Origin of the sequence: Pseudomonas sp. Z1-14, from assembly GCF_051132005.1 — a bacterium.
In the GTDB taxonomy this organism is placed as follows: Bacteria; Pseudomonadota; Gammaproteobacteria; order Pseudomonadales; family Pseudomonadaceae; genus Aquipseudomonas.
Window position 1 is genome coordinate 1,897,170 of record NZ_CP071646.1, and the last position, 25,916, is coordinate 1,923,085.

Here is a 25,916-nt window from a genome sequence, read left to right on the forward strand (position 1 = left end):
CAGTACGTGCCGACCACGGTCAGAAAGGGTGTTGCAATGGCGCAATGATACGCCTGTCGCTCTGGCTCAAGGCTGCGACCTTTGGTCGCGTTGGGCGTCGGCGCCGAATGGTGTAGCGGATGTAACAACTCATGACCCAGATCAATTGACTATAGTCATGTCATGGTTTCCGGCGCGCGCATCTGTTGCTTGGCTAGCTAACCCATGGATTGATCAGCGCCACGCCGCTGCTTCTGAAATCCGCCACGTTGCGGGTTACCACGGTCAGCCCATGGACCAGCGCCGTGGCGGCGATCAGCGCATCACACTCGTTGCTGCGGTCCGGGACGTGCAAGCGGGCGCAGCGCAGGGCCACGGCGCGGTCGATCGCGAGGATCCTGCCGGCAAACGCGGGCATGACGTGGTTATCCAGCCATGCACGCAAACGGCTGCCTTGCGCCGGGTCCTTGCGCTCAAAGCGCAAGACTCCGGTTTCCAGTTCCAACACGGTGATGGCCGAAACATACAGGCTGGGAGCGGGGACACTGCGCGCCCAGGCTTGTACGTTTTTATCGGCCTGGGGCTTGCGCAGCTCCGAGATGACGTTGGTATCGAGCAGGAACATTCAGGACAGGTCCACCGAGCGGGGCGTGATGACGGCGCGCTCGGGATCGAAGTCGATATCCGGCGCATCGGGCATGACCAGCAACTCGACGATGCTGGTGCCAGCGCCGGTCAGTTTCTGGTACTCCTCAATGCTTAGCAGCACATGGGCCGGCTTGCCACGGTCGGTGATGATGACCGGGCCTTCTCGGGTAGCTTTTTTGGCACCGCTTGTGTCGTGGTTGAACTCGCGGCTGGAAATGGTGGTGATGGACACGGCGGCGTCCCCCATTGAGTGGGAATGTAGGCACGTTACTACCGGCGCCGGATGCAAGCAAGGGTGAACAGGTGCAGCATGTTTCCCAGTGGACAAAAAAGGCCCCGCCAATGTGATTGGCGGGGCCTTCGTGTATCAGCTGCTTGCCTTACTGAGCGTCAGCAGCCGGAGCCTTTTCGCCGTGGGACAGGCTGTAGACATAGGCAGCCAGCAGGTGGACCTTGTCGTTGCCCTGCAGATCGGCCTGGGCCGGCATCTGGCCTTGGCGACCGTAACGGATGGTCTGCTGCAACTGAGCGAAGCTCGAACCGTAGATGAAACCGGCCGGGTGCGTCAGGTCGGGTGCGCCCATGGCGGGCGTGCCTTTGCCGGCGGGGCCGTGGCAGGCCACGCAGTTGGCGGCGAACAGCTTCTGGCCGTTGGCCGGATCGGCCTTGGCGCCTTCTGGCAGTTTGCGGCTGTGCAGGCTGGTTACCAAATAGGCAGCCACGTCGGCGACGCCTTGTTCGCCAACCACGGCAGCCCAGCCCGGCATGACGGCATGACGACCGCCCATGATGGTGGTCTTGATGGTCTCTGGCTCGCCACCCCAGCGCCAGTCGGCGTCGGTCAGGTTAGGGAAGCCGTAGGCGCCCTTGGCGTCGGAGCCGTGGCAGACCGAGCAGTTGGAGGCAAACAGGCGGCCACCCATCTTCAGGGCCTGCGGGTCCTTGGCGACTTCTTCAATCGGCATGGAGGCAAACTTGGCGAAGATCGGACCGAACCTGGCATCCGAGCGGGCCATCTCCTTTTCCCATTCGTGCACGCCGGTCCAGCCGGTCTGGCCGTTGGCGAAGGGGGTCTGCTTTTCGGTGTCCAGGTAGTTATAGCCTGGCAGCAGGCCTTTCCAGTTGCCCAGGCCAGGGTAGAGCACCAGGTAACCAAGGGCGAACACGATGGTGCCGATGAACAGCATGAACCACCATTTCGGCAGCGGGTTGTCGTACTCCTCGATCCCGTCGAAGGAGTGGCCAACCGTTTCCTCGGTGGCTTCGCTGCGCTGGCCCTTGCGGGTCGACAGCAGCAGCCAGGTCAGGGCGAAGATCGTTCCCAGGCTGAGGACTGTGACGTACAGACTCCAGAACGTAGTCATTCTTTGTTACTCCTAGAAGCTTGCTCGACGTGCTTGATGGCTTCGGGATCATCCGCGAACGGCAGCAAGGTCGCGTCTTCGAACTCCGACTTGCGCTTGGGGCTGAACACCCACAGGGCCAGGCCGATAAAGGCCACCATCACGACGACGGTGCCCAGGCCACGAATCATCCCGATATCCATCCAGATCACCGTTTGCTTTTGATGATGGTGCCCAGGCCTTGCAGATAGGCCACCAGCGCGTCCATTTCAGTCTTGCCTTTCACGGCATCCCTGGCTCCGGCGATGTCTTCGTCGGTGTAGGGCACGCCGAGGGCGCGCAGGACTTCCATTTTCTTGGCGGTGTCTTTGCCGTCGAGCTTGTTTTCTACTAGGAACGGGTAGGCCGGCATCTTCGATTCAGGCACTACGTTGCGCGGGTTGTACAAGTGCGCACGCTGCCAGTCATCGGAGTAGCGACCACCGACGCGGGCCAGGTCCGGACCGGTGCGCTTGGAGCCCCACAGGAACGGGTGGTCCCAGACGCTTTCACCAGCAACGGAATAGTGGCCGTAGCGTTCGGTTTCAGCACGGAACGGACGGATCATCTGCGAGTGGCAGCCGACACAACCGTTGGCGATGTAGACGTCGCGGCCTTCCAGTTCAAGGGCGGTGCGCGGCTTCATGCCTTCGACCGGCTTGTTGGTGACATCCTGGAAGAACAGCGGAACGATCTGGGTCAGGCCGCCAATGCTGACGGCGATGACCATGAAGAAGGCCAGCAGGCCGATATTCTTCTCTACTGCTTCGTGCTTCATCAGTGAGCTCCAACTACGGCGATCTTGGCGGCGGCTTCTGCTTCAACCGGGTCAGAGGCACGAACGGTGCGATACACGTTATAGGCCATCAGCAGCATGCCGCTGGCGAAGAACGCGCCGCCCAGGGCACGGACGATGAAACCGGGGTGGCTGGCTTGCAGTGCTTCGACGAACGAATAGGTCAGGGTGCCGTCGTCGTTGATCGCGCGCCACATCAGGCCCTGGGTGATGCCGTTGACCCACATCGAGGCGATGTAGAGCACGGTACCGATGGTGGCGAGCCAGAAGTGCGCGTTGATCAGGCCGGTGCTGTGCATCTGCGCACGACCGAACAGTTTCGGGATCATGTGGTAGATGGCGCCGATGGAGATCATCGCCACCCAGCCGAGCGCACCGGCGTGTACGTGGCCGATGGTCCAGTCGGTGTAGTGGCTCAGGGAGTTGACGGTCTTGATCGCCATCATCGGACCTTCGAAGGTCGACATGCCGTAGAACGCCAGGGATACCACCAGAAAGCGCAAGATCGGGTCGGTGCGCAGCTTATGCCAGGCGCCCGACAGGGTCATCATGCCGTTGATCATGCCGCCCCAGCTTGGCGCCAGCAGGATGATCGACATTGCCATGCCCAGGGATTGCGCCCAGTCCGGCAGCGCGGTGTAGTGCAGGTGGTGCGGACCGGCCCAGATGTACAGGGTGATCAGCGCCCAGAAGTGCACGATGGACAGGCGGTAGGAATAGATCGGACGCTCGGCCTGTTTCGGCACGAAGTAGTACATCATCCCCAGGAAGCCGGTGGTCAGGAAGAAGCCCACGGCGTTGTGGCCGTACCACCACTGGATCATCGCGTCGGTCGCGCCCGAGTAGGCCGAGTAGGACTTGAAGAAGCTGACCGGCAGCGACGCGTGGTTGACGATGTGCAGCATGGCGGTCACGACGATGAATGCACCGTAGAACCAGTTGCCGACGTAGATGTGCTTGGTCTTGCGCTTGACGATGGTGCCGAAGAACACCAGACCGTAGGTCACCCAGACAATGGCGAGCAGAATAGCCAGGGGCCATTCCAGTTCCGCGTATTCCTTGGTGGTGGTGAAACCCATTGGCAAGGTCACGATCGCGCCGACGATCACCGCTTGCCAACCCCAGAAGGTGAAGGCGGCGAGGCTGTCGGAAATCAGTCGCGTCTGGCAGGTTCGCTGCACGACGTAGTAGGAGGTGGCAAACAACGCACAACCACCGAAGGCGAAGATCACCAGGTTGGTGTGCAGCGGGCGCAGGCGTCCAAATGTCGTCCATGGCAGATCGAAGTTCAACTCCGGCCAGACCAGTTGCGAGGCGATGAAGACACCGAGCCCCATGCCAAGGATCCCCCAGACCACCGTCATGATGGCGAACTGGCGGACTACCTTATAGTTATAAGCAGTCGGACTGATTGCTGTGCTCATTCTAAGGTTCCACGGTTTGGGTATTTTATTAGGATAAAAATCGGCCGCAAGTATGGAGAAAGCGGGGGGTCATTGCAACGCGCCATGACCTGCGTCAATGCTTTCCAACGCTGATTCTGCGGCCTTTCCATGCGCCGCGTAGGGACAAAAATCGCCCCCGACAAATTGTCGCGTCAAATGTACGAGGCGAGGGGGGCGGGTCGGTTGTAACGGGGTGTGTTCAAACGCTGCGTTCGGGGGGTGCCCAGGTGTCCTCGCAACCGTCGGTATCTACCTGACTTCGCGGGGTTTTTGTCGAACGAGCGGCAAACACATCGGGTCGGCTCGACCAGATCCCGGCAGTCGCCCACATGCTTTGGGGCAAGCTTAGACGCGATTGCAGCGAACCGAAAGGAAGACCTTGGAAGGGGTGCGACAAAAAGAAGCAGCTACAAGTTTCAAGCTGCAAGCTTCAAGTAGGCACTTGTCGCTTGCAGCTTTGTCGCTGCTTTTGACACTACTTGAGGCTTGCAGCTTGCGGCTTGTCGCTCAACTGCTCATCACTTTTCGAAAGACTGTACACATACGCGGCGAGCAGTTGCACCTTGTCGTTGCCGAGCAGTTCATTCTGCGCCGGCATATGGCCCTGACGGCCATGGCGGATGGTCTGCTGCAACTGCGCCAGGCTGGTGCCGTAGATGAAACCGGCCGGTTGCGTCAGGTTCGGCGCGCCCATGGCTTCGGTGCCCTGGCCGTTGGCGCCGTGGCAAGCCACGCAAGTGGTGTTGAAGGCTTGCTGGCCGGCTTGCAGGTCGGCACCGCTGTCGGCCGGTAGAGGCAGGCCAGCCAGATCGTGGCGCACATAGGCGGCGACGTTCCTGACCCCGGCGTCCCCCAGCACTTCACCCCAGGCCGGCATTGCCGCCATGCGACCGCCCATGATGGTTGCCTTGATGGTCTCGGCAGTGCCGCCCCAGCGCCAGTTGCTGTCGGCCAGGTTCGGGAAGCCGAAGGCGCCCTTGGCGTCCGAGCCATGGCAGACCGAGCAGTTGGAGGCGAACAGGCGGCCCCCCATTTTCAACGCTTGCGGGTCCTTGGCGACCTCTTCCACCGGCATTGCGGCGAATTTGGCGAAGATCGGCCCGAACCTGGCGTCGGCCCTGGCCATTTCTCGTTCCCATTCGTGGGCGCCGGTCCAGCCATTTTCGTAGCCGGGCAGGATACCTTTCCAGTTGCCCAGGCCGGGATACAGGATCAGGTAGCCGACGGAGAACACCAGGGTGCCGGCAAACAGCAGGAACCACCATTGCGGCAAGGGGTTGTCGTACTCCTCGATGCCGTCGAAGCTGTGGCCCATGGTCTGGTCGACGCTGCCCTTGGTCTCGCCCTTGCGGGTGCCGATCAGCAACCAGGTCAGGCCGATGAGGCTGCCAAGGGTCAGTACGCAGATCCACGTACTCCAGAAAGTGCTCATGACCGGGTACTCCTTGGTGCGGGGTCTTGGGGGGTAGCGTCAGCGGGCGGCTCGTCGGCGAACGGCAGCAGGCGCGCCTGGGCGAATTCCGGGCCGCGCTTGCTGCTGAACACCCACAGGGTCAGGCCGATGAAGGCCACGAACACCACGACCGTGCCCAGGCCGCGAATCATTCCAGTGCTCATTTCAAGGAACATCGCGCTTACCTCTTGCTCTTGATGGCAGTGCCGAGCACTTGCAGGTAGGCCACCAGTGCGTCCATCTCGGTCTTGCCCTTGAGCGAGGCCGTCGCACCCGCGATATCGTCGTCGCTGTACGGCACGCCAAGGGTGCGCATGGCGCGCAGCTTGTCTTCGGTGTGATTGCTGTCGACTGCCTGGGTCACCAACCATGGGTAGGCCGGCATTTTCGACTCGGGGACGACGTTGCGCGGGTTGTACAGGTGAGCGCGATGCCAGTCATCGGAGTAACGCGCGCCGACCCGGGCCAGGTCCGGTCCGGTGCGCTTGGAGCCCCACAGGAAGGGGTGGTCCCAGACGCTTTCGCCGGCGACGGAGTAGTGCCCGTAACGTTCGGTTTCGGCGCGGAACGGACGGATCATCTGCGAGTGGCAGCCGACGCAGCCTTCGCGGATGTAGATGTCGCGGCCTTCGAGCTGCAGGGCGGTGTAGGGCTTCATGCCGTCCACCGGTTTGTTGGTCACGTCCTGGAAGAACAGCGGCACGATCTGGGTCAGGCCGCCGACACTCACGGCCAGGACCATCAGCAGCATCAGCAGGCCGACGTTTTTTTCGATTGTTTCGTGTTTCATGGCGGACTCCTCAAGCCATCTGCGCGGCAGCGGCCGCTTCGGCAGGCTGGTAGGCCCGCACGGTGCGCCAGGTGTTGTAGGCCATCAGCAGCATGCCAGCGAGGAAGATCGCCCCACCCGCCAACCGCACGATGAAGCCGGGGTGGCTGGCCACCAGGGTTTCGACGAAGGAGTAGGTAAGCGTGCCGTCCTCGTTCACCGCACGCCACATCAGGCCCTGGGCGATGCCGTTGACCCACATCGAGGCGATGTACAGCACGGTACCGATGGTCGCGAGCCAGAAGTGCGCGTTGATCAGGCCGATGCTGTGCATCTGCGCCCGGCCGAAGACTTTCGGGATCATGTGGTACAGCGCACCGATGGAAATCATCGCCACCCAGCCGAGTGCACCGGCGTGTACGTGTCCGATGGTCCAGTCGGTGTAATGGGAGAGGGCGTTGACGGTCTTGATCGCCATCATCGGGCCTTCGAAAGTCGACATGCCGTAGAACGTGAGGGATACCACGAGAAAGCGCAGGATCGGGTCGCTGCGCAATTTATGCCAGGCCCCCGAGAGGGTCATCATGCCGTTGATCATGCCGCCCCAACTGGGCGCCAGCAGGATCAGCGACATCACCATGCCCAGCGACTGTGCCCAGTCCGGCAGCGCGGTGTAGTGCAGATGGTGCGGGCCGGCCCAGATGTACAGGGTGATCAGCGCCCAGAAGTGCACGATGGACAGGCGATAGGAATATACCGGGCGCTCGGCCTGTTTCGGCACGAAGTAATACATCATCCCGAGGAAACCGGCGGTGAGGAAAAAGCCCACGGCGTTGTGCCCGTACCACCACTGCACCATCGCGTCCGTGGCGCCGGCATACACCGAGTAGGATTTGGTGAGACTCACCGGCAGTTCCAGGTTGTTGACGATGTGCAGGAGCGCCACGGTCAGGATGAAACCCCCGAAAAACCAGTTGCCGACGTAGATGTGTTTGGTGTTGCGCTTGGCGACGGTGCCAAAGAACACGATGGCGTAGGCGACCCAGACAATGGTGATGAGAATGTCGATTGGCCACTCGAGCTCGGCATATTCCTTGGAACTGGTGTAGCCCAGTGGCAGGCTGATGGCCGCCAGCAGGATCACCAGTTGCCAGCCCCAGAAGCAGAACGCGGCGAGTTTCGGCGCAAACAGCTGGGTCTGGCAGGTGCGTTGCACCGAGTAGAACGAACTGGCGAACAGGGCGCAGCCGCCAAAGGCGAAAATCACCGCGTTGGTGTGCAGTGGGCGCAGGCGGCCGAAGCTGGTCCAGGGCAAATCGAAATTGAGCTGTGGCCAGACCAATTGGGCCGCGAGAAAAACCCCGAGGCCCATGCCGACGATGCCCCACACCACCGTCATAATGGCGAATTGGCGGACCACCTTGTAGTTGTAGGCGGTACTGATTGAAGTGTTCATGGTTCCCCATCCACGGTTCAGCCGAAGTGCGCGCCCGCGCAGGGCAGGTGCAGCGTTCTTCGCCTGGAGTTATAGGCAGACTAAAAGCGAGGCAAGCATGAACAAACAGCACAAGGCCAGTATTGACGGGGATCAATGGGCGCGATGCGTGACCGAGCGCGGCTGGTTGTGGACAGCCGCGAAACCCGGTGCTGGTGCCGAATCGCCGACGCTGATTTTGGCCCATGGTGCGGGTGCGCCGATGGACAGCGGCTTCATGAACGAAATGGCCGCGTGCCTTGCCGCACAAGGCGTCAATGTGCTGCGCTTCGAGTTTCCCTACATGGCCCAACGGCGCCTGGACGGCGGCAAGCGCCCACCCAACCCGGCGCCTAAGCTGCTGGAATGCTGGCGTGAGGTCTACGCCACGGTGCGACCCTATGTCGCTGGGCGGCTGGCGATTGGCGGCAAATCCATGGGCGGGCGCATGGCAAGCCTTGTGGCCGATGAGCTGGGTGCCGATGCGCTGGTGTGCCTCGGGTATCCCTTCTATGCCGTGGGCAAACCGGAGAAACCGCGGGTCGAACATTTGGCGGCGTTGAACACCCGGGCGCTGATTGTCCAGGGCGAGCGGGATGCGCTGGGTAATCGTGAGGCGGTCGAAGGTTATGCCTTGTCACCTGGCATCGAAGTGCTGTGGTTGGCGGCCGGGGATCATGACTTGAAGCCGCTGAAGGCTTCGGGATTCAGTCACGAGCAGCATCTGGAGGCGGCGGCGCAGAGAGTGGCTGGGTTTCTTTTTCAAGACTGATGCTGATTGTTCCGGCCTCTTCGCGAGCAGGCTCGCTCCCACAGGGGAGTGAACGCTGCAAATCCAGGGTGGGAGCGAGCCTGCTCGCGAAAGCGATCTTTCAGAGCGTAAAAAACCCGGAAGTTTTCGCTGTCCGGGTTTTCAGTTTGCCACTGAAATCAGCGGTTGAACCGCTCCACCAACGAATACTGGGTATTGGCCGTTCGAGTCAGTTCTTCGCTGAGCAGCGCCGAGCTGTGGGCCTGTCCCGAGGTCTGGTCGGCCAGTTCCGAGATGTTGCTGATGTTGCGGCTGATCTCCTCAGCCACCGAGCTCTGCTCCTCGGTGGCAGCCGCGATCTGGGTGGTCATGTCGGTGATGTGGGCCACGGCTTCGCTGATCCCGACGAGCGCCTGGTCCGCTTCCATGACCCGCGCCACGCCTTCTTCGGCCTGGCGATGGCCAGCGTCCATGGTCTGTACGGCGTTGTTGGCGGTCTGTTGAAGCTTGGCGATCAGGGCATGGATCTGCCCGGTGGATTCGCTGGTACGCTGGGCCAGTTGCCGCACTTCGTCGGCCACCACGGCAAAGCCGCGGCCCATCTCACCGGCGCGGGCCGCTTCAATGGCGGCGTTGAGCGCCAGCAGGTTGGTCTGGTCGGCAATGCCCTTGATCACGTCGACCACACCACCGATTTCGTCGCTGTCCTTGGCGAGCTGGGTCACGGTCTGCCCGGTCTCGCCCACTACCACCGACAGGCGTTCGATGGCTTCACGGGTTTCTCCGGCAATGTCACGACCGCGACTGGTCAGGCGATTGGCCTCCTGGGTGGCATCGGCGGTGCGCTGCACGTGGCTGGCGACTTCCTGGGTGGTCGCGGCCATCTGATTGACGGCGGTGGCCACCTGCTCGGTTTCCACCCGCTGACGCTCCAGGCCAGTGGAACTGTCGTGGGCCAGGGAATTGGATTGCCGCGCTTGCGCGTTGAGATGTTCGGCGGTGTCCTGCAGGCGGGTCAGGCAGGTTTTGAGACGTGCTTCCTGGCTGAGAATCGACATCTCCAGGCGTGCCTGGACACCACGGCTGTCGGTGTACATCCGCGCGATCAACGGATCGGAGGTGGTCTGCTCGGCCAGGCGCAGCAGGCGCTTGATCCCGCGTTGCTGCCATTGCAGGCCCATCAACCCCAACGGCACCGACAGCAGCGCAGCCAGGGCAAAACCCCAGGAAGAATTGAGGAACGCGCCGACGACGAAGCTCAATTGGCTGACCAGGATGAATGGCAGCCAGTCCTGCAGGATCGGCAGCCATTTGTCGCTGCCGGGTACCGCGGCCTTGCCCTGGTTGATGCGTTGATAGAGCGCTTCGGCTCGGGAGATCTGCTCGGCGCTGGGTTTGACCCGTACCGATTCATAGCCGACCACCTGATTGCCTTCGAATACAGGCGTGACGTAGGCGTTGACCCAGTAATGGTCACCGTTCTGGCAGCGGTTCTTGACGATGCCCATCCATGGCAAGCCTTGTTTCAGCGTGTCCCACATGTGGGCGAACACGGCCGACGGAACGTCGGGATGGCGTACCAGGTTGTGCGGCGCATGGATCAGCTCTTCCTTCGAGAACCCACTGATCTCAACGAACGCGTCGTTGCAGTAGGTGATCACACCCTTGGTATTGGTGGTGGAAATCAATCTCTGCTGGGCCGGGAAGGTCCTTTCGCGTTGTGTAATAGGTTGGTTGTTACGCATGGTGGTGTAGTCCGCAAGGCTTTGAAAGGTTGTCGGCAGGCTTGGGTAATTATTAAAGAGCTTTTTCCCGGGGAAGATCCTGGCCTTTTTCCGAGCAGTACCTCTAGACGCCTGGAAAAAACTCGACCTCAACCGAGCATCGAAGCCGTCAGGACCTCGGCTACGACAGGATAGCGGCAAGTCGCTCCGACCCAGTCAATCTGGATGTACAACCAGCGCTTCAGGCGCAGGTACCATTGTGCCCGTCCATCGTTCAGTCCAGGCGTACGCAGCACATCCAGCGCCATGCGTTGCTGGATCGAAACCCGGGAGTAATCCGTGACGAACGTGGCTCTTTTGACAGGCGCCAAGTCCAGTCGATTCAGTGCAGTGATCGCGCCGTCGATATCGCCGGGTTCAAACACCATTGCATTGGCGATCCTGGACTTGGTGAATTTTTCTGCGTAGCCCGCCAGGCCCGCCAGTATGGGCTTGCCGGTGGCTGCATACTCGAAAAGCTTGGAAGGCAAGACCCGTCGAAACGATTTGAATGTATTCAGATGCAGGAAAAGAATGTCTGCCTTGCGGTAATGCTCAAGCAGATCCGATCGTTTGGTCGGAGCGATGAGCTTGACGTTTGAAATGTTTTTTCTTTCCAGGGCCTGTCGAAGCTTACTGGCGGCACCGCCATCACCGATGATGTCGAAATGAGCGATCCCCTGAAGCTGTTCGGCCATCGCCGGAACGATGTATTCCAGCCCTTGGCCGGCGCCGATATTGCCTGCATAGACAATCTTCAACTCGGTTTTTGCCGGATCTGGGGCAACAATGTCATTCGGAGGTTTCAGGAAAAGTTCATCGACACCATTTGTGTGGGTGGAAAAAGTCCTGTTCGGATATCGCTCGTTGAAGTAACTCAGAAATCCCGGTGAAATCAGGTTGACCTGAGTGGCTTGGTGAATGGTAAGGCGCTCCACCCAAGAGAAAAAAAAGGTCATGGCTCTGCCGGCCGCGCCCGGGACCAATTCGGGCAAGGTATCGACGAAGATATCGCGTATGTCCAGATAAAGAGGCGTTTTGCTCTTCAGGGAAATCAATGCACCCAACGCAGCAGTCATCAAGCGCGAGGAGGAGGCTACTACCAGATCGTAATCTTTGCCGCTGACAGTCTTGTAAGCGCCCGAGGCATAGGTGAGGAAGGCTCTGGCCTGGTCAGTCATGCCGTTCTGATGAGGGGGCAGGGCAATGCGTTTGATCGATAGCTGTGGCGACTCGGGTTCGCATACATCCGGTGCGCAGTACGACTGATACCGATTGGGTTGGGTGGTGATCAGATCAATGTGCAGCTTGCATTCATTTTGCGAGAGCAACGCCTTTACCAAGGCCTCGACTCTGAACGACCCCGCCGCCAGATCCGGCGGGTAATAGAAACTCAATAGTAAAACACGCATTGTCATGGGTGAACGCCATTGCTATAAGGCCGGCCCTTGAGTACGCAGCTATAAAGGTCCACCAGTCGCATTTCCTGTTGCTCCCAGTTCAATTGCAGGGCTGCTGCGCTGGCATTGGCGGCCAACTTCATGCGCAATTGTGAATCCTTGACCAAACGGTTGATTGCTTCGCCCAATTGTTCGTCATCGCTTTCACGCACCAGCAGACCTATGTCATAGGCTTTCACGACACGGCGAATTTCCGGCAGGTCTGTCGCGACGACCGGCAGGCCGGCAATCAAGTACTCGAACAACTTGTTAGAGTCGGTCGTGAAATGGTTGAGGCAGGTGTTTTCGATGGGTTGTACGCCGATATCGGCGGATGCGGTGTAACTGGGCAGGTCGGCGAGCGACACCGTGGGAATGAAGTACACCCGTTCAGTCAGCCCGAGTTCACGGCTCAGGGCGGTCAATGGCGCAGTCAGCCTGCCGCCGCCGATGAACACGAAGTAGGCGTTGTCTACCGAGGCCGCGATACGTACCAATCGTTCCAGACCACGGCCCTGTTGCAAACCACCCTGGTAAACAATGATGGGCCAAGGGTGTTGCAACTGCAGCTCATGGCGAATCCGCTGGCTATCCGGGCTCACGGTTAGACGTGGCCGGTTTTGCAGCACCACCGGGCGCGGGACGCCGTAGGCCCGGGCGAAAAACTTCGCCCGCGCATCAGTGGTGGTTATGCTGCCCTGGACCCGAGGCATCAATAGGCTTTCGACCTTCGCTACCAGCCCGCGGAAACTGTTGTAACCCTCGCGGCTGGTACTGATTTCATGCGCGTCATAGACCAGGTGCGCTCCGCTCAGCCTGGCCGCCAGCCACGCCGTTGGCAAAGTGTTGACGTCGTGGGCGTGAACGACCGCCGCCTTATGCCTGGCGATGCGCGCAAGCAGACCGGCATGTGTCCATAACCGCGCGGCAATTCGCAATACTTGTCGGATGGGGCTTAAACGACCTATGGCGCCGTTGGCTGCCGAGGCGGCGGCGGGCGCGCCAGCCTTGGGCTTGCGCAGCTTCCAGAGCGGACTGCGCGCGACGCGCACGACATCGATGCCGTTCTGCAACGTTTCTTTCTCTAACGTGACCCCCGGCGTGTGCAGGGCAAACACGGTGACGGCATAGCCGGCGGATTGCAGCGTCTGGGCCTCTTTCAATACACGGGCATCGTTGCGGAATTCATTCCAGACGATCATGGCTATGCGGGTCAACGTAATGTCTCCGGAGTTCTGAATTCGTTTTGTTGAGCGTAAGCGCCGATAATTTCTGGAAGTAATTGGCTTGCAGAAATGAAATGTTGCTTTGTCAGTAACTTGTCGAAAGTGAAGATGAGTGCTGATAGTTTTACGGCATGGAGAGATACGCTTGTCATGGCGGGTCGCACGTGCTGGAGCTCATTAAAGACACTTTCAAGTCTCAGTAGCTCTTTTTTTGACGTGGGCCAGCCAGCACCAACCGGCTCAAGGCTCCACAGTCCCCAGTGGCTGACAAATGTATTACCTTCAAAATCAGATAACAGATGATCGTTGGCAATGTCTATGTTGGTGATTTGCAAGGGTAGAGATTTCAAGACGCCGAGTATGTTCTCTCGAGACGCGAGGAATGCATTCATATTGTCTTTGTGTTTTGTAGTGCTGATGGCCAATGTGAAGTGCGATAGTTTGCTCACGCTCAGCCTGTCCCAGATGAGTGGGCGGGATCGGGAAAATAACTTCACCAAGCTGGGTGGGGGTGTCGTTAGCATCATCCGCTGGAGGATTTCATAAGTGGGCGCTTTGAATTCCAGTGGGTCAAATTTTTTAAGTTGTCCCCATTGAAATAAATGGCAATGAAATTCGCTTATGGAGCCCGCTCCAATGAAAGGTAGTGTTGGTAAGTTGCAGGGGGAGGACTCAGCCAATAAAGTGGCTTCATTGATGGCCAGGATGCTTCGCTTTAAACTGAAGATTTTTACTAGAAAAAGTTCGATATTTCCGCTCTGTGTACATTTTGCCGACACTTCAAGGGCCGCAATGTCGTGTACGCCAGTCTGATGCCAGCGCGCCTCGCAGATAACAAAAGTTCGACCTGTTATTTCAGAAATTGAACCGCTTAGCACGTCAGGGTGATTTTCTTTGTCGAAGAGGCTCCAGAAATTCGCATCTTCGCTCCCCTGATGTAAATGTATTTTATGAGCGTGAAAAAATAGCGCGGAAAGCTGAAGATGCTGCGTGATCAGGCAGTGGGTGTCATGCGCGAAGATTGCCACGCGATGCATTATTTGCCTGGAAAGCAAAACGCCAATAAGCGCGGCAAAAACCTCTGGAGGGCTTTCATCAAGAAAGTCGTAGATCATGAAGCCGAAAGCAGCAAGGAAACCTAGCGAAGCGACAGTGCTTGGCGCTTCGTTAATGATTTTAAGGAGCTTTTCATGCTGGAGCTTGGATGTGGCCCGCATGAAAAAATACAGAGCTGCCAATCCGAGCCAGAACGCGAAAATTGCGAGCATCAAGTCATTGTATAAAGTGCCGAGCAGGAAAAAGGTAACGGTAACAAAGAAGACACTTGCAAGGCTTCTCGTGAAACGCAGGTAGGCGCGACTGGCGATATTTTCCTGATCTTCGAACAACGTCATCTTGTTGCTGTTCGCCAACAGGATTTTGGAACCAGCCTCGGTCATCTCTCGAATTGATTTTTCCGCTAATAAATGAAAAAAATATGACGTTATCGCCGCAACGCTAAGGCCGATGAATAAGTTTTCACGTCCTAATGGTTTCCAAGCTTCAGGAAAGTACTCGGGAATGCCGGGGGAACCAATAAGAATGATCGCTTTCAACGGCAGGAATGATGCCGCCAATAGGCTGAGTTGCGACACAAGGGTTAAGCTTATTAAGCTGAGCGTGTAGCCGGGAACAATGCGAGCGATTTTTGCGGAGATGGAGTAATACCAACGCATGGACTGTAGGGGGCTGATATTTGTGGTCTGCATCGAAACGCTCGCTTGCTGTTTAATGTATAAGAATTATTTATCAAGCTCCCAGGAAAGAGAAACTCGGGTGCTGTTTTCTTTGCTTGGCTTAAGGTTCGCTACAACAGTTGAAGTGTTGTTCTTGTTGAAGTAGAACTGAACCAATTCTGTTGTTTTACTCTTGAGGCGATGAGAGTAGCCTTGGCCTTCCAGCGTTTTGGTCAATTCGTCAGAAACAACAGTCATTGGTTTGTTGTAATCAAAAATATAATGCTGGCGTTCGGCTGAATTTTTTTCTGCAATATAATCCTTGATCATGGTGCCGCTTGAAGGAATTCTCAAGCCACCTTGAAGCTCGATACCTGCTTTGGTGTCGGTAGCCGAATTATCGCATCCTGCCAAAAGAAGGAATACAGTGGAGCAGATAAAAACGTTTTTCATTGTGTCGGTCTTTAAGTGGGTGGCTGATGGGTTTGTTGATTAATAGGCTACAATATTGAAGGTTGCTTTTGTGTCGGCGTGAACTTTGAAGGCAATAATGGTGGTTTCGCTCTTTTCCATAAAACCCAGCCCCGACCCCGCGTTGTCAGCGCGGTCTTCGTTCCAGCCGGTAATGACAGAATATGCGTAGGTGCTAATGATGCTGATGGCCTCATTTGCTGTGGGGTGGGTAAGGGTAACACCATTTTCTGCCGGGGTGACGATAACGCCTTCGCCGCAGTGAAAGAGAGTATAGGCTTCGGCGTTGAAGTCACCGACGAAAAAATCAGTTATAGAAAAGTCTAATCTCTCCGTAGAACCCTTCATGTACCTTGATACTTCATGGCCTTCATACGCCGTATGAGTGCCTTGTATATTGAATGATGATTCCACGCAGTTGCCGACAATTCTCGAGTGCCCAGGGTCTATCGTATAGTTTGCATTTTTTATGGCCAGATTATTGTGTGCCCACGCGCTTCTTAAAAAATTCTCAATGGGTTTTGCGTATTCGTGAGAATAGAAGCTGGGGTCAATCAGCCACTCTACCCCCCCCAGGAAAAGTGTAAACGACAGATTGTCCTGATGTTTATGTGTTTTGCACAACGATGTGGAAAACATGGAGATCATGAAAGCGCTGTTGTCATGATTACCTTTTATAATAGCGTAGCCAGCCTCCGGGAGTATTGTAAACGAGCCTTGCTCATAGAGTGCAGGGCGCCGTGGCGAGGCCGTTACAGGATTGCTTCTGCGGAATGTATCGCCCTGCGCCGGTGATCTTCCGTCAGGGTACTTTAATAGATCCGAAAATTTGACGAGTTCGTCTGCGATATCGGGAATTGTGCTCTCGCGACTGCTCAACAGGGCTAGCTCTCCCGCGAATGCGATAAGGCGCTGTACACCTTGATGGTAGCCAATTGAGTTCTCGATAAATACGGAATAGCCGCTGTCACGTATGATCAACTTTTCCAATTGATCTTCCAGACGGGTCAGGGCAGTCGACGTCCATTGGTTAGCGCAAGGCAAGTCTGGCATTGCCAGTGCGGCAGCCAAAAGCGCCATGTCCTGGAACCAGGCATGGTTATGGTAGCGAGAGCTTTGATGTGAAGCATAAAACATCTCGGATGACAGAAGCTGTGCATGTTTGAAAGTGGCTTCACGCAAGCGATTCATAAATCGGCTGTCAAAATTGTACTTAGTGCCAACGTCCCACATCAGAATGAACGTAAGCACTCTCTCAGCGGTGCCGTGATCGTACCAACAGAATTTTTTATCAAGGTCATTTGAAAAGTAGCTCTGCTCCAGCCAGTTGCTAATGAACTCACGCGCTGAAAACAGAGCCGTAAGGCTATCGTTATTTCGCGAGTAGATCATTAACATGGCGGCTGGGTGCAGTGCGTGCCATGAAAATCTATAAGTACCTACTTCTTGAAAGGTTTCAGGTAGTTTATTCTTTGATGGCCACGAAAGATTTTGGTTGCCGTAAAGTGGGCAGGTTCCATTCTTTAGGAATGATTCCACTTGATGATCGGAGTCGCGAAAGCATTTTTCTAAGTAGCTGTATATTTTTCCAATAAAAATTTCAGATAAGCGAGGGGTTGGATGCTCGCTTGGGGTGCCGCTATTTTCTGCCTGTCGAAGCCATGGAGGGACGTTCTCACTCTGTTTCCAGCAAGATATAGACTCAATTTCGAGGGTCGAGCCCTCTGGCAAAGGACGGCCCTTAAAATAAAGTTTGATTTCTGATACTTCAGAGGTTACTGGGGTATGCCAATTGTTTTGTATTCCGAAAGCTAGATCGGAATAACCGATTGAAAAGTCGATCCAAGCGTTTCGTGCTGCATGCACCAGTTTCACATGATGATAATGTTCGCCGATCACATAACCGATTGCGAGATACCTGAGTGATGCCCATTCTGATATTTTAAAGCGAATGGATAATCCGTTTGCCGAGAATTTAATCGGAACTGCAAAGCGAATCTGATGATTTTCGCCATCACCAGAAAACAAAAAGCTCAGTCCGTTTTCCGTTGCGGTAGTGGTGGCGTTGCCTTTGAATAGCCGCGCGTCTAGAGGGCGTTCGCTTTCATTTTTCACGTCGTGCGTGAAGTGTAGACTGCTCTCTAGATCCCTGTCAGCGTTGTTGGCACTGACAGTCGGCGAGTGATAGTGAACTTCAGGCTCGGTTTTTCGGAATCTGGAGGTTATGTTTTTCAGTTTTTCAAGCATGAATTTATAGTAATCGTCAACGTAATGGAATGGGCTGATTCCCCATTTATGATTGTCCGCACCATATAAAAATTCGCGGGCAGGCTCAATGAGCTGGTTGGCAGGGAGGTCCAAAGCGATACGAGTGTACAGCCGTTGCAGAAAGTTGTTGGCAGTGCTTATTTGCTCTTTTCTGTAGATTGAGCTGTAATCGTCGCCCGATTGAGTTGTCGGGCTCCAGAATGTTTTATGAATAAACACGTCCTTCAGACGATCCATGGACTTGATGCGCGCTATGAACGTGCTCCAACCCTTTTCCCATAGGCTGTAGAACTCATCGGTGTGGGCCTTGACGATTATTCCATTCTCGGCGCTGGCATCGAGGCCGGTGCTGATCAACTCATTTGATAAAGTGAAAATTCCACCGTTGCCTTCGAGAACAATGTTGAATCTCTCATCAATCAAGTCGATTAACAGAATGTCAAAGTCCAAGTCTTTCAATGAAGTACTGAAGCTGTTCTGCAGGTCTGCCTTTACAATGCCAGCTTGAAATTTTGATTTGAGCGTATGGCTGTACTTGTCCGCTGTTGCCACAGGCGCGAACGCACTTGCGAACGAGCTGCGCGCGTAGTAAGCGGACAGCTCGAGGGCACTGTCCTTATCATAATTGAGTATGTCTCGGCTGACACAGCTGCCGAAAATTAAAATTTTAGCGCTCACCGATGCCGCCTGATGTTCGTGACCGAATACGACTCATTGATCGTTGGCCTTATTCATCAATGTGATTTCTTGTTGAATAATCGTGCCCATCGAAGTCTGTTTCTCCACTCGCTCACGAGCCGCTCTTGATAGTTTTGCAAACAGAGCAGGGGATTCGATAATTCGTGCAATTCCTTGCGCCATCAACTCAGCATTGTCAGCGAAGGCAAGCACACCGCAAGTCTCATCCACAAATTCTGGAATCGCCGTTACGCCGTTCGTCACAGGAATCAAGCCCGATGCCATTGCCTCATCACGCGACACGCCTTGAGCATCCATGCGGGTAGGGCAGAGGAAAAAACCATACTCTTTGTGCAGCGCTGCGATCTCCGCGTGTTTCATGAATCGTCTTTCAATCTTCACGTTCGAGAATTTCCGCAGCGGTGCCAAGGTTTCTTCAAACAGCACCCCATCGCCGATCATGTGGAATTCCAGTTCGGAGAAGTAGGGCTTCTCGGCCAGCAGTTCGATGGCTTTGACGCTCAGGTCGTTCGCGTATTTTGCTGATGCGTACGGTCGGATCGACAAAATTTTCTTACGCTGTTCCTCCGGCTTTTCGACGTAGGAGAACAGCTCGGTGTCGATCGGATTATGAATAATTTCGTACTGGCTTTCCGGCAGGCGGAAACCAAGATCTTCCATCACTTCTTCCGCAAAATAGCGTGAAACGAACACCAGCTTCAGGTTTGCAGGCATGGGTTGCAGCAGATTGCGCCAAAAGCTCATACGCTTGTCGCTGTCTAGCTTGCCAAGCGCCAATTGTTCGTCGGTAGTGAAGTTGTACTCGCGCCGCCACCACGGTTGGATTTCCGCGCCATGGACCCAAACGATCACCTTAGTGGTGTCGAGGTGGCGATGCAGTATTTCCCACATGTCTGGGTCCAGAAAGTGCACCAGGACAGTTTTGTAGGTTCCCGACTCAAGCACTTTCGACAAGGTTGCCTGAGAGCCTGTCATGACGTCGATGTTTTCAAATTCGTGATAGCTGACCGACTCATGTTTGCGCAGACGAAATACATCGACGTTGATGCCCTGCTCCCGATAGGCCTTGACGCGAGTGTGGACGAAACCATTGCGGTACAGATCGTCATAGGCCGGGTAATGGTTGGTCAGTAACAAGTATTCGGATTTGCCGAGCATTTCCGTTGGCTGAAGATCACGATGCCCCAGAACCAGCGCCTTGATGTCCGCGCAGCCGTTTGCATAGGCGCGGATACCCAGGCGAATGAAGGCGGTTTCTGGCGGGATGTCGCTGGTCTGGTTGCGATTGGCGTGCTGCATGACGTGACTAATGCGTTGTTTCTGAGCATCAAGGAATAAAATGACCAACTGGATATTCAGGCCGGGGGTCGCGTCAAGGAACAGTTCGAGCTGCTCTCCCTTTGCCACCTCGTCGACAGACAGCTCCTGCTTGGCGTAATGGTATTCATGCTTGCCGTCGGCGAGTGAAGAAGTGATCTGCCAGGAATCCGTGTCGATGTGTTCTTTCAATTGCTTGCTGCGAATCGGTCCGAACATCTCCGCCAGTTCACGACCGCAGATTTCCGCGCAGGTATGGCTGACTTCCAAGGGCATGATTGCTTCGGCATGGCGTTGCAGCTCACCAATACTGATACCGGTATACAGATCGAGATCGTTAACTAACCCAATTACGTCCTGCTCGTTGGCGCCTGACCCGTTTCTGCAGTAGTTGAACGCATCGATCGCCAATGAGTACTCGTATTCGTAGTTCAGCGTCGGAAGCTGTTCCAGCCACTCGCCGGCTGTTTGCTCGGCGATCAACGCCGTTTTGATCAGGGCGGCCCGTGCGGCGATATGGCTTGGGCTGCGATAGGCCTGACCCGGATTTTGCAGATGGATACCCTGCTCGTCGCTAACATAATGGGCCACTTTGCCTATCACTTGAGCCTGGTTGTAACGTGTCGCCAAGGCCAAATCGAGCAGGTAGTTCGGGCCGTAATAATCTTCGCCGACCATCGCTGCGAATAATGGCGCATCGTCGGCGAGTTCGCCCAGGCTGATTTTTTCCAGTTGCTTGCGGGAGATCAGGTTAACGCGTGGATCCTTAACTTCGGATTTGGCGATCTTGTCGTCAACGACCACGTGCATGTTCACATTGGTATAACGCTGGCGTTGCAGTTGCTGGAGCAATGCTTCGAGTTCGGCACTGTCGGCGGCGCTGGCGATGACGCAGATGCGCGGCAGATTGTCCTCCAGGGTTTTGCCGGTCACCTTGCTCATTACGTAACCTAGACGGTGCGCATAGGTGTGTTCCTGCATCACTTTGCGCAGGGCCGCCAGGCGTAGTTTGTCGCAGTCTCGCTCGTTGCCGGCCAAGGTATTCAAGCGCCGCAGCATTTCCGGGCCGCTGTCGGTGGTGATCACCAGGTCGCCAAACAGCAGGCGCATGCCGCGCGAGAAGTTACTGACCGTGACGGTGTTGGAGCCTAGCAACTCGAACACCCTGCGGGCGAACATTGACTGCGACTGTTTGATCGAGTTGAGGTTGATCGCGTAGCGATAGCCTTTGTAGGCCAGGTCGATTTGCTCAAAATTCAGCGTACCGACGATGTACGGCTGATATTGCGCAGGAAACTGATAGTTGGCGTCGTTCTTGCCGAAGTTTCGGTCAAAGATTTCCAGTGGACGAAAACGAGGCAGTTCGCTGACAAAATTGCCCAGGTCACGGGTGCGCTCGGGGTATCGAGCATAATAGGCACCCGCAAAGCAGAACGCATCTTTGCGCTCGTACAGTTCAACCGGGTTGTGTACGGCGGGCTGGCAGGCGAACGGCAGCAGGTAGACCTGTTCATGGCCCAGCGCGCCTTTGTAGCGATGAATGCAGTCGATGTCGCTGGTAAACACGAAATCGAACTGTTTGGCGGTAGAAAGAAACGTCTCGAAGTGGACCGGGTCTTCTTTATTCCAGAAGACGGAAGGCACGTTGTGCCCTTTGCACCAGATCAGGATGTCTTGCAGCTCATGGCTGTTGTGGCCGACCTTGCTGCCCCACAAAGCATCCTTGCCGCGCCAGGCAGACTCGATAAACAGCAGTTCTGGCTGGAACTGTTCCAGTTGCGTCTGCCAGTCTTCCGGTGTCAGTTGCAACAGGTTGCACTCATGGCGGTACGAGCCGTAGGTGAACTCGTCCATGATGCAGGCAACCTTCAATGCCGTTGCGTTGTCCTGCTTCGGATTAAGCAGAACGTGGCGCACATGTTCGGTGTCCTCAAGTGCGGCGGGCAGGGCGGTGTGTTGTGGTGCGGGCAGTGTTGCTATCCGACCGTCGAAGCCGATAGCTTTCGGCGTGGTGTCGTTACGGGTTTTGCCGGCCTGGCGATATAACTTGAACAGTGTACCTGGCAGCCGTACGAACCCACCCAGCGAGCTGGCGCTGGCCTTTAATTGATATCCCAGTTGATAGGTGATACTTGAGCGAGTTTTGATCAGGCGCTGCTCGGCCAGATGACGCTTGGCGTTGGCACGATGCAGGTTGTCGCTGAGCTCTTCGATTTTCTGCCGCTGGGCGGTTGTTTGCTCAAGCAGTTTTTCCACGTTGGCTTTCAAGCGTGGGATTTGCGTACCCGCGACTTCGCGATATTTCTGGTTGGCGGCTTCGCGGCTGGATATTTCCATTTGAACCCGAAGCTGCAGTTCGGCGTTCTGCTTGCGGAGCTCTTCCAAGGCTGCAGGATGCTGATTCAGCTCCGCCATGGCAGAAGTCTGTTGCTCCAGAACTGCTGCAAGTTCCTCTCGTTGCAACAGGGCTTCCTGAGCCTGGTGCTCAAGTTCGTTGAGCGTCAATTCCAGTTGCTGCCTGGCCGCCCGTTCGGTTTCGAACTGGGCGTTGAGATCCTGTGTTTCGCGCTCATGACGCTGGGTTAGGTCATCAACCTGCATCAGCAACGTATCGATGTCCTGCTCCAGACGCGTCTGAATGGCTTCGTGTGCATGTCGTTGTTGTTCGGCATCGTGAATGGCGCTGATTCGTGCGTTCTCGGCCTGATGGCGGCCGGATTGCTCCTCGGCTACTTGCTCGCGTAACAGTGCGTTCTGGGCGGTTAGCGTCTGAACTTCCTGCTTGAGAAGTTGCACGTGTTCGGTGGCTGCGCGGTATTTTTCATTGGCGTCCTCCAAGCGTGACTTGATATCGGCCAGCTTGGAAAGGCTCGCTTCCTGCGCGAGGTTCTGTTTTGTCAGTTCCTCAACTTTTGGCGCCAGTAGCTTGAGTTCGACGATTTGCTCAGTGGCTGCGCGGTATTTTTTATTCGCTTCCTCCAGATGTAGCTTGATATCGGCCTGCTCGGACAGAAGGGCTTCCTGCGCCCGGTTCTGTTTTGTCAGTTCCTCGACTCTTTGCGCCTGTACCTTGAGTTCGGCGATTTGCTCGGTAGCAGCCCGGTACTTCCTGTTGGCTTCAGCCAGGTTCTTGCTCGTGCTGGACAGGCTGTCCTGCAAGTTGCGCTCGATGGCTTCGAAGGCTTTTTCCAGGTTTCGGATCTGGGCCATATCCAACTGCGCTTCGCGAGGAGCCGTCGCATCGCTTTTCTTGATCGCGACCATGCCTAGCCACTTGCCCAGCACTTTGATATCGGTGATTTGCAAGTATTCATTCAACAACCGGAAAGGCTCAAGCAGATAGAAGGTGTGCTTGTGGTCGATGAAGTCATTCACACCAAATGGCACGGTGATAATGAGTCGCCCCTCGGGCTTGAGCAGCGCTGCGGCTTTCTCCACAAACATCTCCGGACGAACCAGATGCTCCAGCACTTCGCTGATGACGATGGTGTCAGGCGCTGTTTCGGTAGTATCCAGCGAGAGAAAGTCAGCATTCACATAGCAGATCTTGGCCTGCACATGAGTCGGCTCGGCTGCTAGGTATGACTTGGCTTCCTCAATGGCTTGAGGGCTGGTGTCGACGCCAACGACTTCGCAGCCTTCGCGGGCCAGCAATAGCGGTACTATGCCCTGTGAGCAACCGACGTCGAGCACTTTCTTTCCCGCGACCTGCGCACAGATCCAGTGAATGCGCGCCTGGGTTTCGCGCATGAAATGCTCGCCCAACTTCCCGTAGTAAGCCTCCATGACACGGTCGTGAATGTCTGCCAGTGCCGTAGGGCCTTCCGGCTGCGGGGGGAGTTGAACGCTATTCATCTTTCTAATTCCCTTCTCAAGCTGCAAACACGCCAGCGGCGTCGATCACAACGGCCTCGTCACGCATCTTGGCCATTGTTGTGAATTCACGGTGCTTGACCAGCAACACGTGGACATGAGCGCTGTCCAGCGCGTGGGCAACACCCACGAATTGGTGCATGTTCAAGTCTTCGGGCAACTCTTCAATGTTGGGCTCAATCAACAGCAACTCCACACCCAGCTCATCGCCTAACTGCCGAGCAATATTAAGAGACGGACTTTCCCGTAAATCGTCGATGTCCGGTTTGAATGCCAAGCCATAACAAGCGATACGAATGTCGCGAGCGGATTTGGCTGGATGACGGAGCAAGTAATCGGCTACGGCCAATTTTACTTGTTGAATAACCCATCGCGGCTTCTCGTCGTTGACCTCGCGGGCGCTGCGGATCAAGCGTGCCAGCTCGGGAGTCTTGCTGACGATAAACCACGGATCGACTGCTATGCAGTGCCCCCCCACGCCGGGGCCGGGCTGCAGGATATTGACTCGTGGATGGTGGTTGGCCAGGCGAATCAGTTCCCAAGGGTCGATCTTCAATTCGGCGCAGATCATCGACAGTTCATTGGCGAACGCGATATTGACATCACGAAAGCTGTTCTCGGTGAGCTTGCACATCTCGGCCGTCCGGGTGTCGGTGATGATGCATTCGCCTTCGACAAAGGTCTGGTAGAGACGGACTGCGGCTTGTGAGCACTTGGGTGTCATCCCGCCGATGATGCGGTCGTTGGCCACCAGTTCGCGCAGGACGTGGCCGGGCAGCACACGTTCGGGGCAATGAGCGATGCGGATATCGGAATCTTCGCCGTGCGTGGTGGGAAAGGTCAGGTCCGGGCGTGCTTCGGCAAGCCACTCGGCCATGCGCTCGGTCGCTCCTACCGGGGAGGTCGATTCCAGGATAACCAGATCGTTTTTTTTCAGCACCTTGGCAATCGATTTGCTGGCCGCTTCGATGTAACCCAGGTCCGGCTCGTGGTTTTCCTTGAACGGAGTCGGTACGGCAATCAAAAACGCATCGGCGGGCTCGGGGACGGTAGTCGCCCGCAGAAAGCCTTCGGTGACCGCTGCGTGAACCAGCATGTCCAGTTCGGGTTCGACAATATGAATCTCGCCGCGGTTGATGATGTCAACGGCGCGCTTATTGACATCGACACCAATCACTTGCTTCTTGCGCGAGGCAAAAATTGCCGCTGTAGGCAGGCCGATATAGCCGAGCCCAATGACAGACACACGTGGAAAATTCATGCAGCAGTCTCGTTTTGTTGAACGACCAGAACCATCAGTGCCTCACGAATTTGGGCACATGCCGTGCCGTCGCCGTAGGGGTTGTGAGCGAAGCTCATCTGTTGGTACGTCGCTTCATTGCTCAGCAGTTCGCTAAGCTGATGCGTAATTGACTCGACTTCCGTCCCTACCAGCTTGACCGTGCCGGCATCCACGGCCTCGGGGCGCTCGGTAGTGTCACGCATTACCAGGACAGGTTTGCCCAGCGCCGGGGCTTCTTCCTGGATGCCTCCAGAATCCGTGAGGATCAGGTACGAGCGGGTCATCAGATACACGAATGGCAAATAATCCAGCGGCTCGATCAGGTGTACGTTGCCAATATCTGCCAGCAGCCGTTGCACGGGCTCGCGAACGTTCGGGTTCAAATGCACGGGATAAACAAACTCGACATCTGGAAATTTCCGGGCGGTGTTGGCCAGCGCCTGGCAAATGCGCTCGAAGCCGCCACCAAAATTTTCACGCCGATGCCCTGTGATCAATACCATGCGGTTGTCTGGGGGCAGGAACGCAAACTGCTCATCAAATTGCCCCAGCAGCGCCGAGGCCGGGTTGTTCAGGCGCTCGACCACGCTGAGCAGCGCGTCAATCACCGTATTGCCGGTAACGAAAATGGCCGAGGAGGCAATTCCTTCCTTCAGCAGGTTTTGACGCGAAGTCTCGGTGGGCGCGAAGTGAAGCTTCGCCAGACTGCCTGTCAGGCGTCGATTGCCTTCTTCCGGCCAGGGAGAATAGAGATCGTTGGTGCGCAGGCCTGCTTCGACGTGGGCAATCGGGATCTGCTGGTAATAGGCGGCGAGGCTGGCGGCGAAAGTCGTTGCGGTGTCCCCGTGGACAAGGACCACGTCGGGCTTGAATTCTTCAAGGATGGATTTGAGACCTTGAATGACCGCGGTCGTCACGTCGGTCAATGTCTGCCCAGGTTTCATGAGGTTCAAGTCAAAATCCGGCGTCAGATCGAACAGTTCAAGTACCTGATCGAGCATCTCGCGGTGCTGGGCGGTGACACAGACTTTGGAGTCGAAACGATGGTCGTTTGCCAGCTGGAGTACCAAGGGAGCCATTTTTATGGCTTCGGGCCGGGTTCCGAAAATAGACAGGGTCTTGAGGGGCATATTGAACACTTCTTGACAGTACAACGGTGTACCGAT

The 25,916-nt window shown here is 56.2% G+C and carries 20 protein-coding genes; 1 reads left to right on the forward strand and 19 read right to left on the reverse strand.

Annotation, left to right across the window (positions count from 1 at the left end):
- Positions 1-193 precede the first annotated feature (193 nt).
- The 10 genes from J3P89_RS08775 to ccoN (J3P89_RS08820) form a co-directional block, all read right to left on the reverse strand.
- A complete protein-coding gene (locus J3P89_RS08775; RefSeq protein ID WP_434697285.1) occupies positions 194-604 on the reverse strand; it encodes a type II toxin-antitoxin system VapC family toxin in 411 nt (136 codons plus the stop codon).
- Positions 605-859, reverse strand: a complete 255-nt coding sequence (locus tag J3P89_RS08780) for a type II toxin-antitoxin system Phd/YefM family antitoxin (RefSeq protein WP_434631250.1) — start codon at positions 857-859, stop codon at positions 605-607. It lies immediately after the preceding gene.
- Between the two features lie 148 nt (positions 860-1,007).
- Entirely contained in the window at positions 1,008-1,991 is a 984-nt protein-coding gene (gene ccoP / locus J3P89_RS08785) for a cytochrome-c oxidase, cbb3-type subunit III (RefSeq protein ID WP_434697287.1), read from the reverse strand.
- On the reverse strand, positions 1,988-2,173 hold the full coding sequence (locus J3P89_RS08790; protein ID WP_003175465.1) for a CcoQ/FixQ family Cbb3-type cytochrome c oxidase assembly chaperone: 186 nt from the start codon (positions 2,171-2,173) through the stop codon (positions 1,988-1,990). Before J3P89_RS08790 ends, ccoP (J3P89_RS08785) begins: the two co-directional genes overlap by 4 nt.
- Positions 2,174-2,178: 5 nt before the next feature.
- Entirely contained in the window at positions 2,179-2,787 is a 609-nt protein-coding gene (gene ccoO / locus J3P89_RS08795) for a cytochrome-c oxidase, cbb3-type subunit II (RefSeq protein ID WP_305499959.1), read from the reverse strand.
- Positions 2,787-4,229, reverse strand: a complete 1,443-nt coding sequence (ccoN, locus tag J3P89_RS08800) for a cytochrome-c oxidase, cbb3-type subunit I (protein ID WP_186636610.1) — start codon at positions 4,227-4,229, stop codon at positions 2,787-2,789. The genes ccoO (J3P89_RS08795) and ccoN (J3P89_RS08800) overlap by 1 nt, the downstream gene beginning before the upstream one ends.
- 496 nt (positions 4,230-4,725) lie before the next feature.
- Positions 4,726-5,682: a cytochrome-c oxidase, cbb3-type subunit III gene (gene ccoP, locus J3P89_RS08805; protein WP_434697288.1), complete on the reverse strand. Its 957-nt coding sequence runs from the start codon at positions 5,680-5,682 to the stop codon at positions 4,726-4,728.
- Complete coding sequence (locus J3P89_RS08810; protein ID WP_305499961.1) at positions 5,679-5,879, reverse strand: cbb3-type cytochrome oxidase subunit 3; 201 nt, start codon at positions 5,877-5,879, stop codon at positions 5,679-5,681. The genes ccoP (J3P89_RS08805) and J3P89_RS08810 overlap by 4 nt, the downstream gene beginning before the upstream one ends.
- Before the next feature lie 5 nt (positions 5,880-5,884).
- The gene (gene ccoO / locus J3P89_RS08815) at positions 5,885-6,493 is read right to left on the reverse strand and encodes a cytochrome-c oxidase, cbb3-type subunit II (protein WP_434697289.1); all 609 of its coding nucleotides are present in this window, start codon (positions 6,491-6,493) and stop codon (positions 5,885-5,887) included.
- A gap of 10 nt (positions 6,494-6,503) precedes the next feature.
- The gene (gene ccoN, locus J3P89_RS08820) at positions 6,504-7,928 is read right to left on the reverse strand and encodes a cytochrome-c oxidase, cbb3-type subunit I (RefSeq protein WP_434697290.1); all 1,425 of its coding nucleotides are present in this window, start codon (positions 7,926-7,928) and stop codon (positions 6,504-6,506) included.
- A 97-nt stretch (positions 7,929-8,025) separates the two neighbouring features.
- Here ccoN (J3P89_RS08820) and J3P89_RS08825 point away from each other — a divergent pair, with 97 nt between their 5' ends.
- Entirely contained in the window at positions 8,026-8,718 is a 693-nt protein-coding gene (locus J3P89_RS08825; protein WP_434697291.1) for an alpha/beta family hydrolase, read from the forward strand.
- Positions 8,719-8,876: 158 nt separating this feature from the next.
- Here the strand turns inward: J3P89_RS08825 and J3P89_RS08830 are convergent, their stop codons facing one another.
- The 9 genes from J3P89_RS08830 to wecB all read right to left on the reverse strand — a co-directional run bounded on the left by J3P89_RS08830 (position 8,877) and on the right by wecB (position 25,880).
- A complete protein-coding gene (locus tag J3P89_RS08830) occupies positions 8,877-10,442 on the reverse strand; it encodes a methyl-accepting chemotaxis protein (RefSeq protein WP_434573002.1) in 1,566 nt (521 codons plus the stop codon).
- 128 nt (positions 10,443-10,570) lie between these two features.
- Positions 10,571-11,878 (reverse strand): glycosyltransferase family 4 protein, encoded by a 1,308-nt coding sequence (locus J3P89_RS08835; RefSeq protein WP_434697292.1) that lies wholly within the window; start codon positions 11,876-11,878, stop codon positions 10,571-10,573.
- Positions 11,875-13,116, reverse strand: coding sequence for a glycosyltransferase family 4 protein (locus J3P89_RS08840; protein ID WP_434697293.1), 1,242 nt, complete (start codon positions 13,114-13,116; stop codon positions 11,875-11,877). Before J3P89_RS08840 ends, J3P89_RS08835 begins: the two co-directional genes overlap by 4 nt.
- Positions 13,113-14,873 carry a hypothetical protein gene (locus J3P89_RS08845; RefSeq protein WP_434697294.1) on the reverse strand — a complete coding sequence of 587 codons (1,761 nt, stop codon included), beginning with the start codon at positions 14,871-14,873 and terminating at the stop codon, positions 13,113-13,115. Before J3P89_RS08845 ends, J3P89_RS08840 begins: the two co-directional genes overlap by 4 nt.
- Positions 14,874-14,906: 33 nt before the next feature.
- Positions 14,907-15,293: a hypothetical protein gene (locus J3P89_RS08850; RefSeq protein WP_434697295.1), complete on the reverse strand. Its 387-nt coding sequence runs from the start codon at positions 15,291-15,293 to the stop codon at positions 14,907-14,909.
- 39 nt (positions 15,294-15,332) lie between these two features.
- On the reverse strand, positions 15,333-18,257 hold the full coding sequence (locus J3P89_RS08855) for a DUF6270 domain-containing protein (protein WP_434697296.1): 2,925 nt from the start codon (positions 18,255-18,257) through the stop codon (positions 15,333-15,335).
- A gap of 33 nt (positions 18,258-18,290) precedes the next feature.
- Positions 18,291-23,450, reverse strand: coding sequence for a methyltransferase domain-containing protein (locus J3P89_RS08860; RefSeq protein WP_434697297.1), 5,160 nt, complete (start codon positions 23,448-23,450; stop codon positions 18,291-18,293).
- 16 nt (positions 23,451-23,466) lie between these two features.
- Entirely contained in the window at positions 23,467-24,729 is a 1,263-nt protein-coding gene (gene wecC / locus J3P89_RS08865; protein ID WP_434601318.1) for a UDP-N-acetyl-D-mannosamine dehydrogenase, read from the reverse strand.
- Complete coding sequence (gene wecB, locus J3P89_RS08870; protein WP_434697299.1) at positions 24,726-25,880, reverse strand: non-hydrolyzing UDP-N-acetylglucosamine 2-epimerase; 1,155 nt, start codon at positions 25,878-25,880, stop codon at positions 24,726-24,728. Before wecB ends, wecC begins: the two co-directional genes overlap by 4 nt.
- Positions 25,881-25,916 lie beyond the last annotated feature (36 nt).

Bases quoted from the DNA above. Each gene is read 5' to 3' on its own strand.
- J3P89_RS08850 (WP_434697295.1), bottom strand. From the start codon at position 15,293: ATGAAAAACGTTTTTATCTGCTCCACTGTATTCCTTCTTTTGGCAGGA.
- ccoP (WP_434697287.1), bottom strand. From the start codon at position 1,991: ATGACTACGTTCTGGAGTCTGTACGTCACAGTCCTCAGCCTGGGAACG.
- J3P89_RS08860 (WP_434697297.1), bottom strand. From the start codon at position 23,450: ATGAATAGCGTTCAACTCCCCCCGCAGCCGGAAGGCCCTACGGCACTG.
- ccoO (WP_434697289.1), bottom strand. From the start codon at position 6,493: ATGAAACACGAAACAATCGAAAAAAACGTCGGCCTGCTGATGCTGCTG.
- J3P89_RS08810 (WP_305499961.1), bottom strand. From the start codon at position 5,879: ATGTTCCTTGAAATGAGCACTGGAATGATTCGCGGCCTGGGCACGGTC.
- ccoN (WP_186636610.1), bottom strand. From the start codon at position 4,229: ATGAGCACAGCAATCAGTCCGACTGCTTATAACTATAAGGTAGTCCGC.
- wecB (WP_434697299.1), bottom strand. From the start codon at position 25,880: ATGCCCCTCAAGACCCTGTCTATTTTCGGAACCCGGCCCGAAGCCATA.
- ccoP (WP_434697288.1), bottom strand. From the start codon at position 5,682: ATGAGCACTTTCTGGAGTACGTGGATCTGCGTACTGACCCTTGGCAGC.
- wecC (WP_434601318.1), bottom strand. From the start codon at position 24,729: ATGAATTTTCCACGTGTGTCTGTCATTGGGCTCGGCTATATCGGCCTG.
- J3P89_RS08830 (WP_434573002.1), bottom strand. From the start codon at position 10,442: ATGCGTAACAACCAACCTATTACACAACGCGAAAGGACCTTCCCGGCC.
- J3P89_RS08790 (WP_003175465.1), bottom strand. From the start codon at position 2,173: ATGGATATCGGGATGATTCGTGGCCTGGGCACCGTCGTCGTGATGGTG.
- J3P89_RS08845 (WP_434697294.1), bottom strand. From the start codon at position 14,873: ATGCAGACCACAAATATCAGCCCCCTACAGTCCATGCGTTGGTATTAC.
- J3P89_RS08775 (WP_434697285.1), bottom strand. From the start codon at position 604: ATGTTCCTGCTCGATACCAACGTCATCTCGGAGCTGCGCAAGCCCCAG.
- J3P89_RS08825 (WP_434697291.1), top strand. From the start codon at position 8,026: ATGAACAAACAGCACAAGGCCAGTATTGACGGGGATCAATGGGCGCGA.
- ccoO (WP_305499959.1), bottom strand. From the start codon at position 2,787: ATGAAGCACGAAGCAGTAGAGAAGAATATCGGCCTGCTGGCCTTCTTC.
- ccoN (WP_434697290.1), bottom strand. From the start codon at position 7,928: ATGAACACTTCAATCAGTACCGCCTACAACTACAAGGTGGTCCGCCAA.
- J3P89_RS08835 (WP_434697292.1), bottom strand. From the start codon at position 11,878: ATGACAATGCGTGTTTTACTATTGAGTTTCTATTACCCGCCGGATCTG.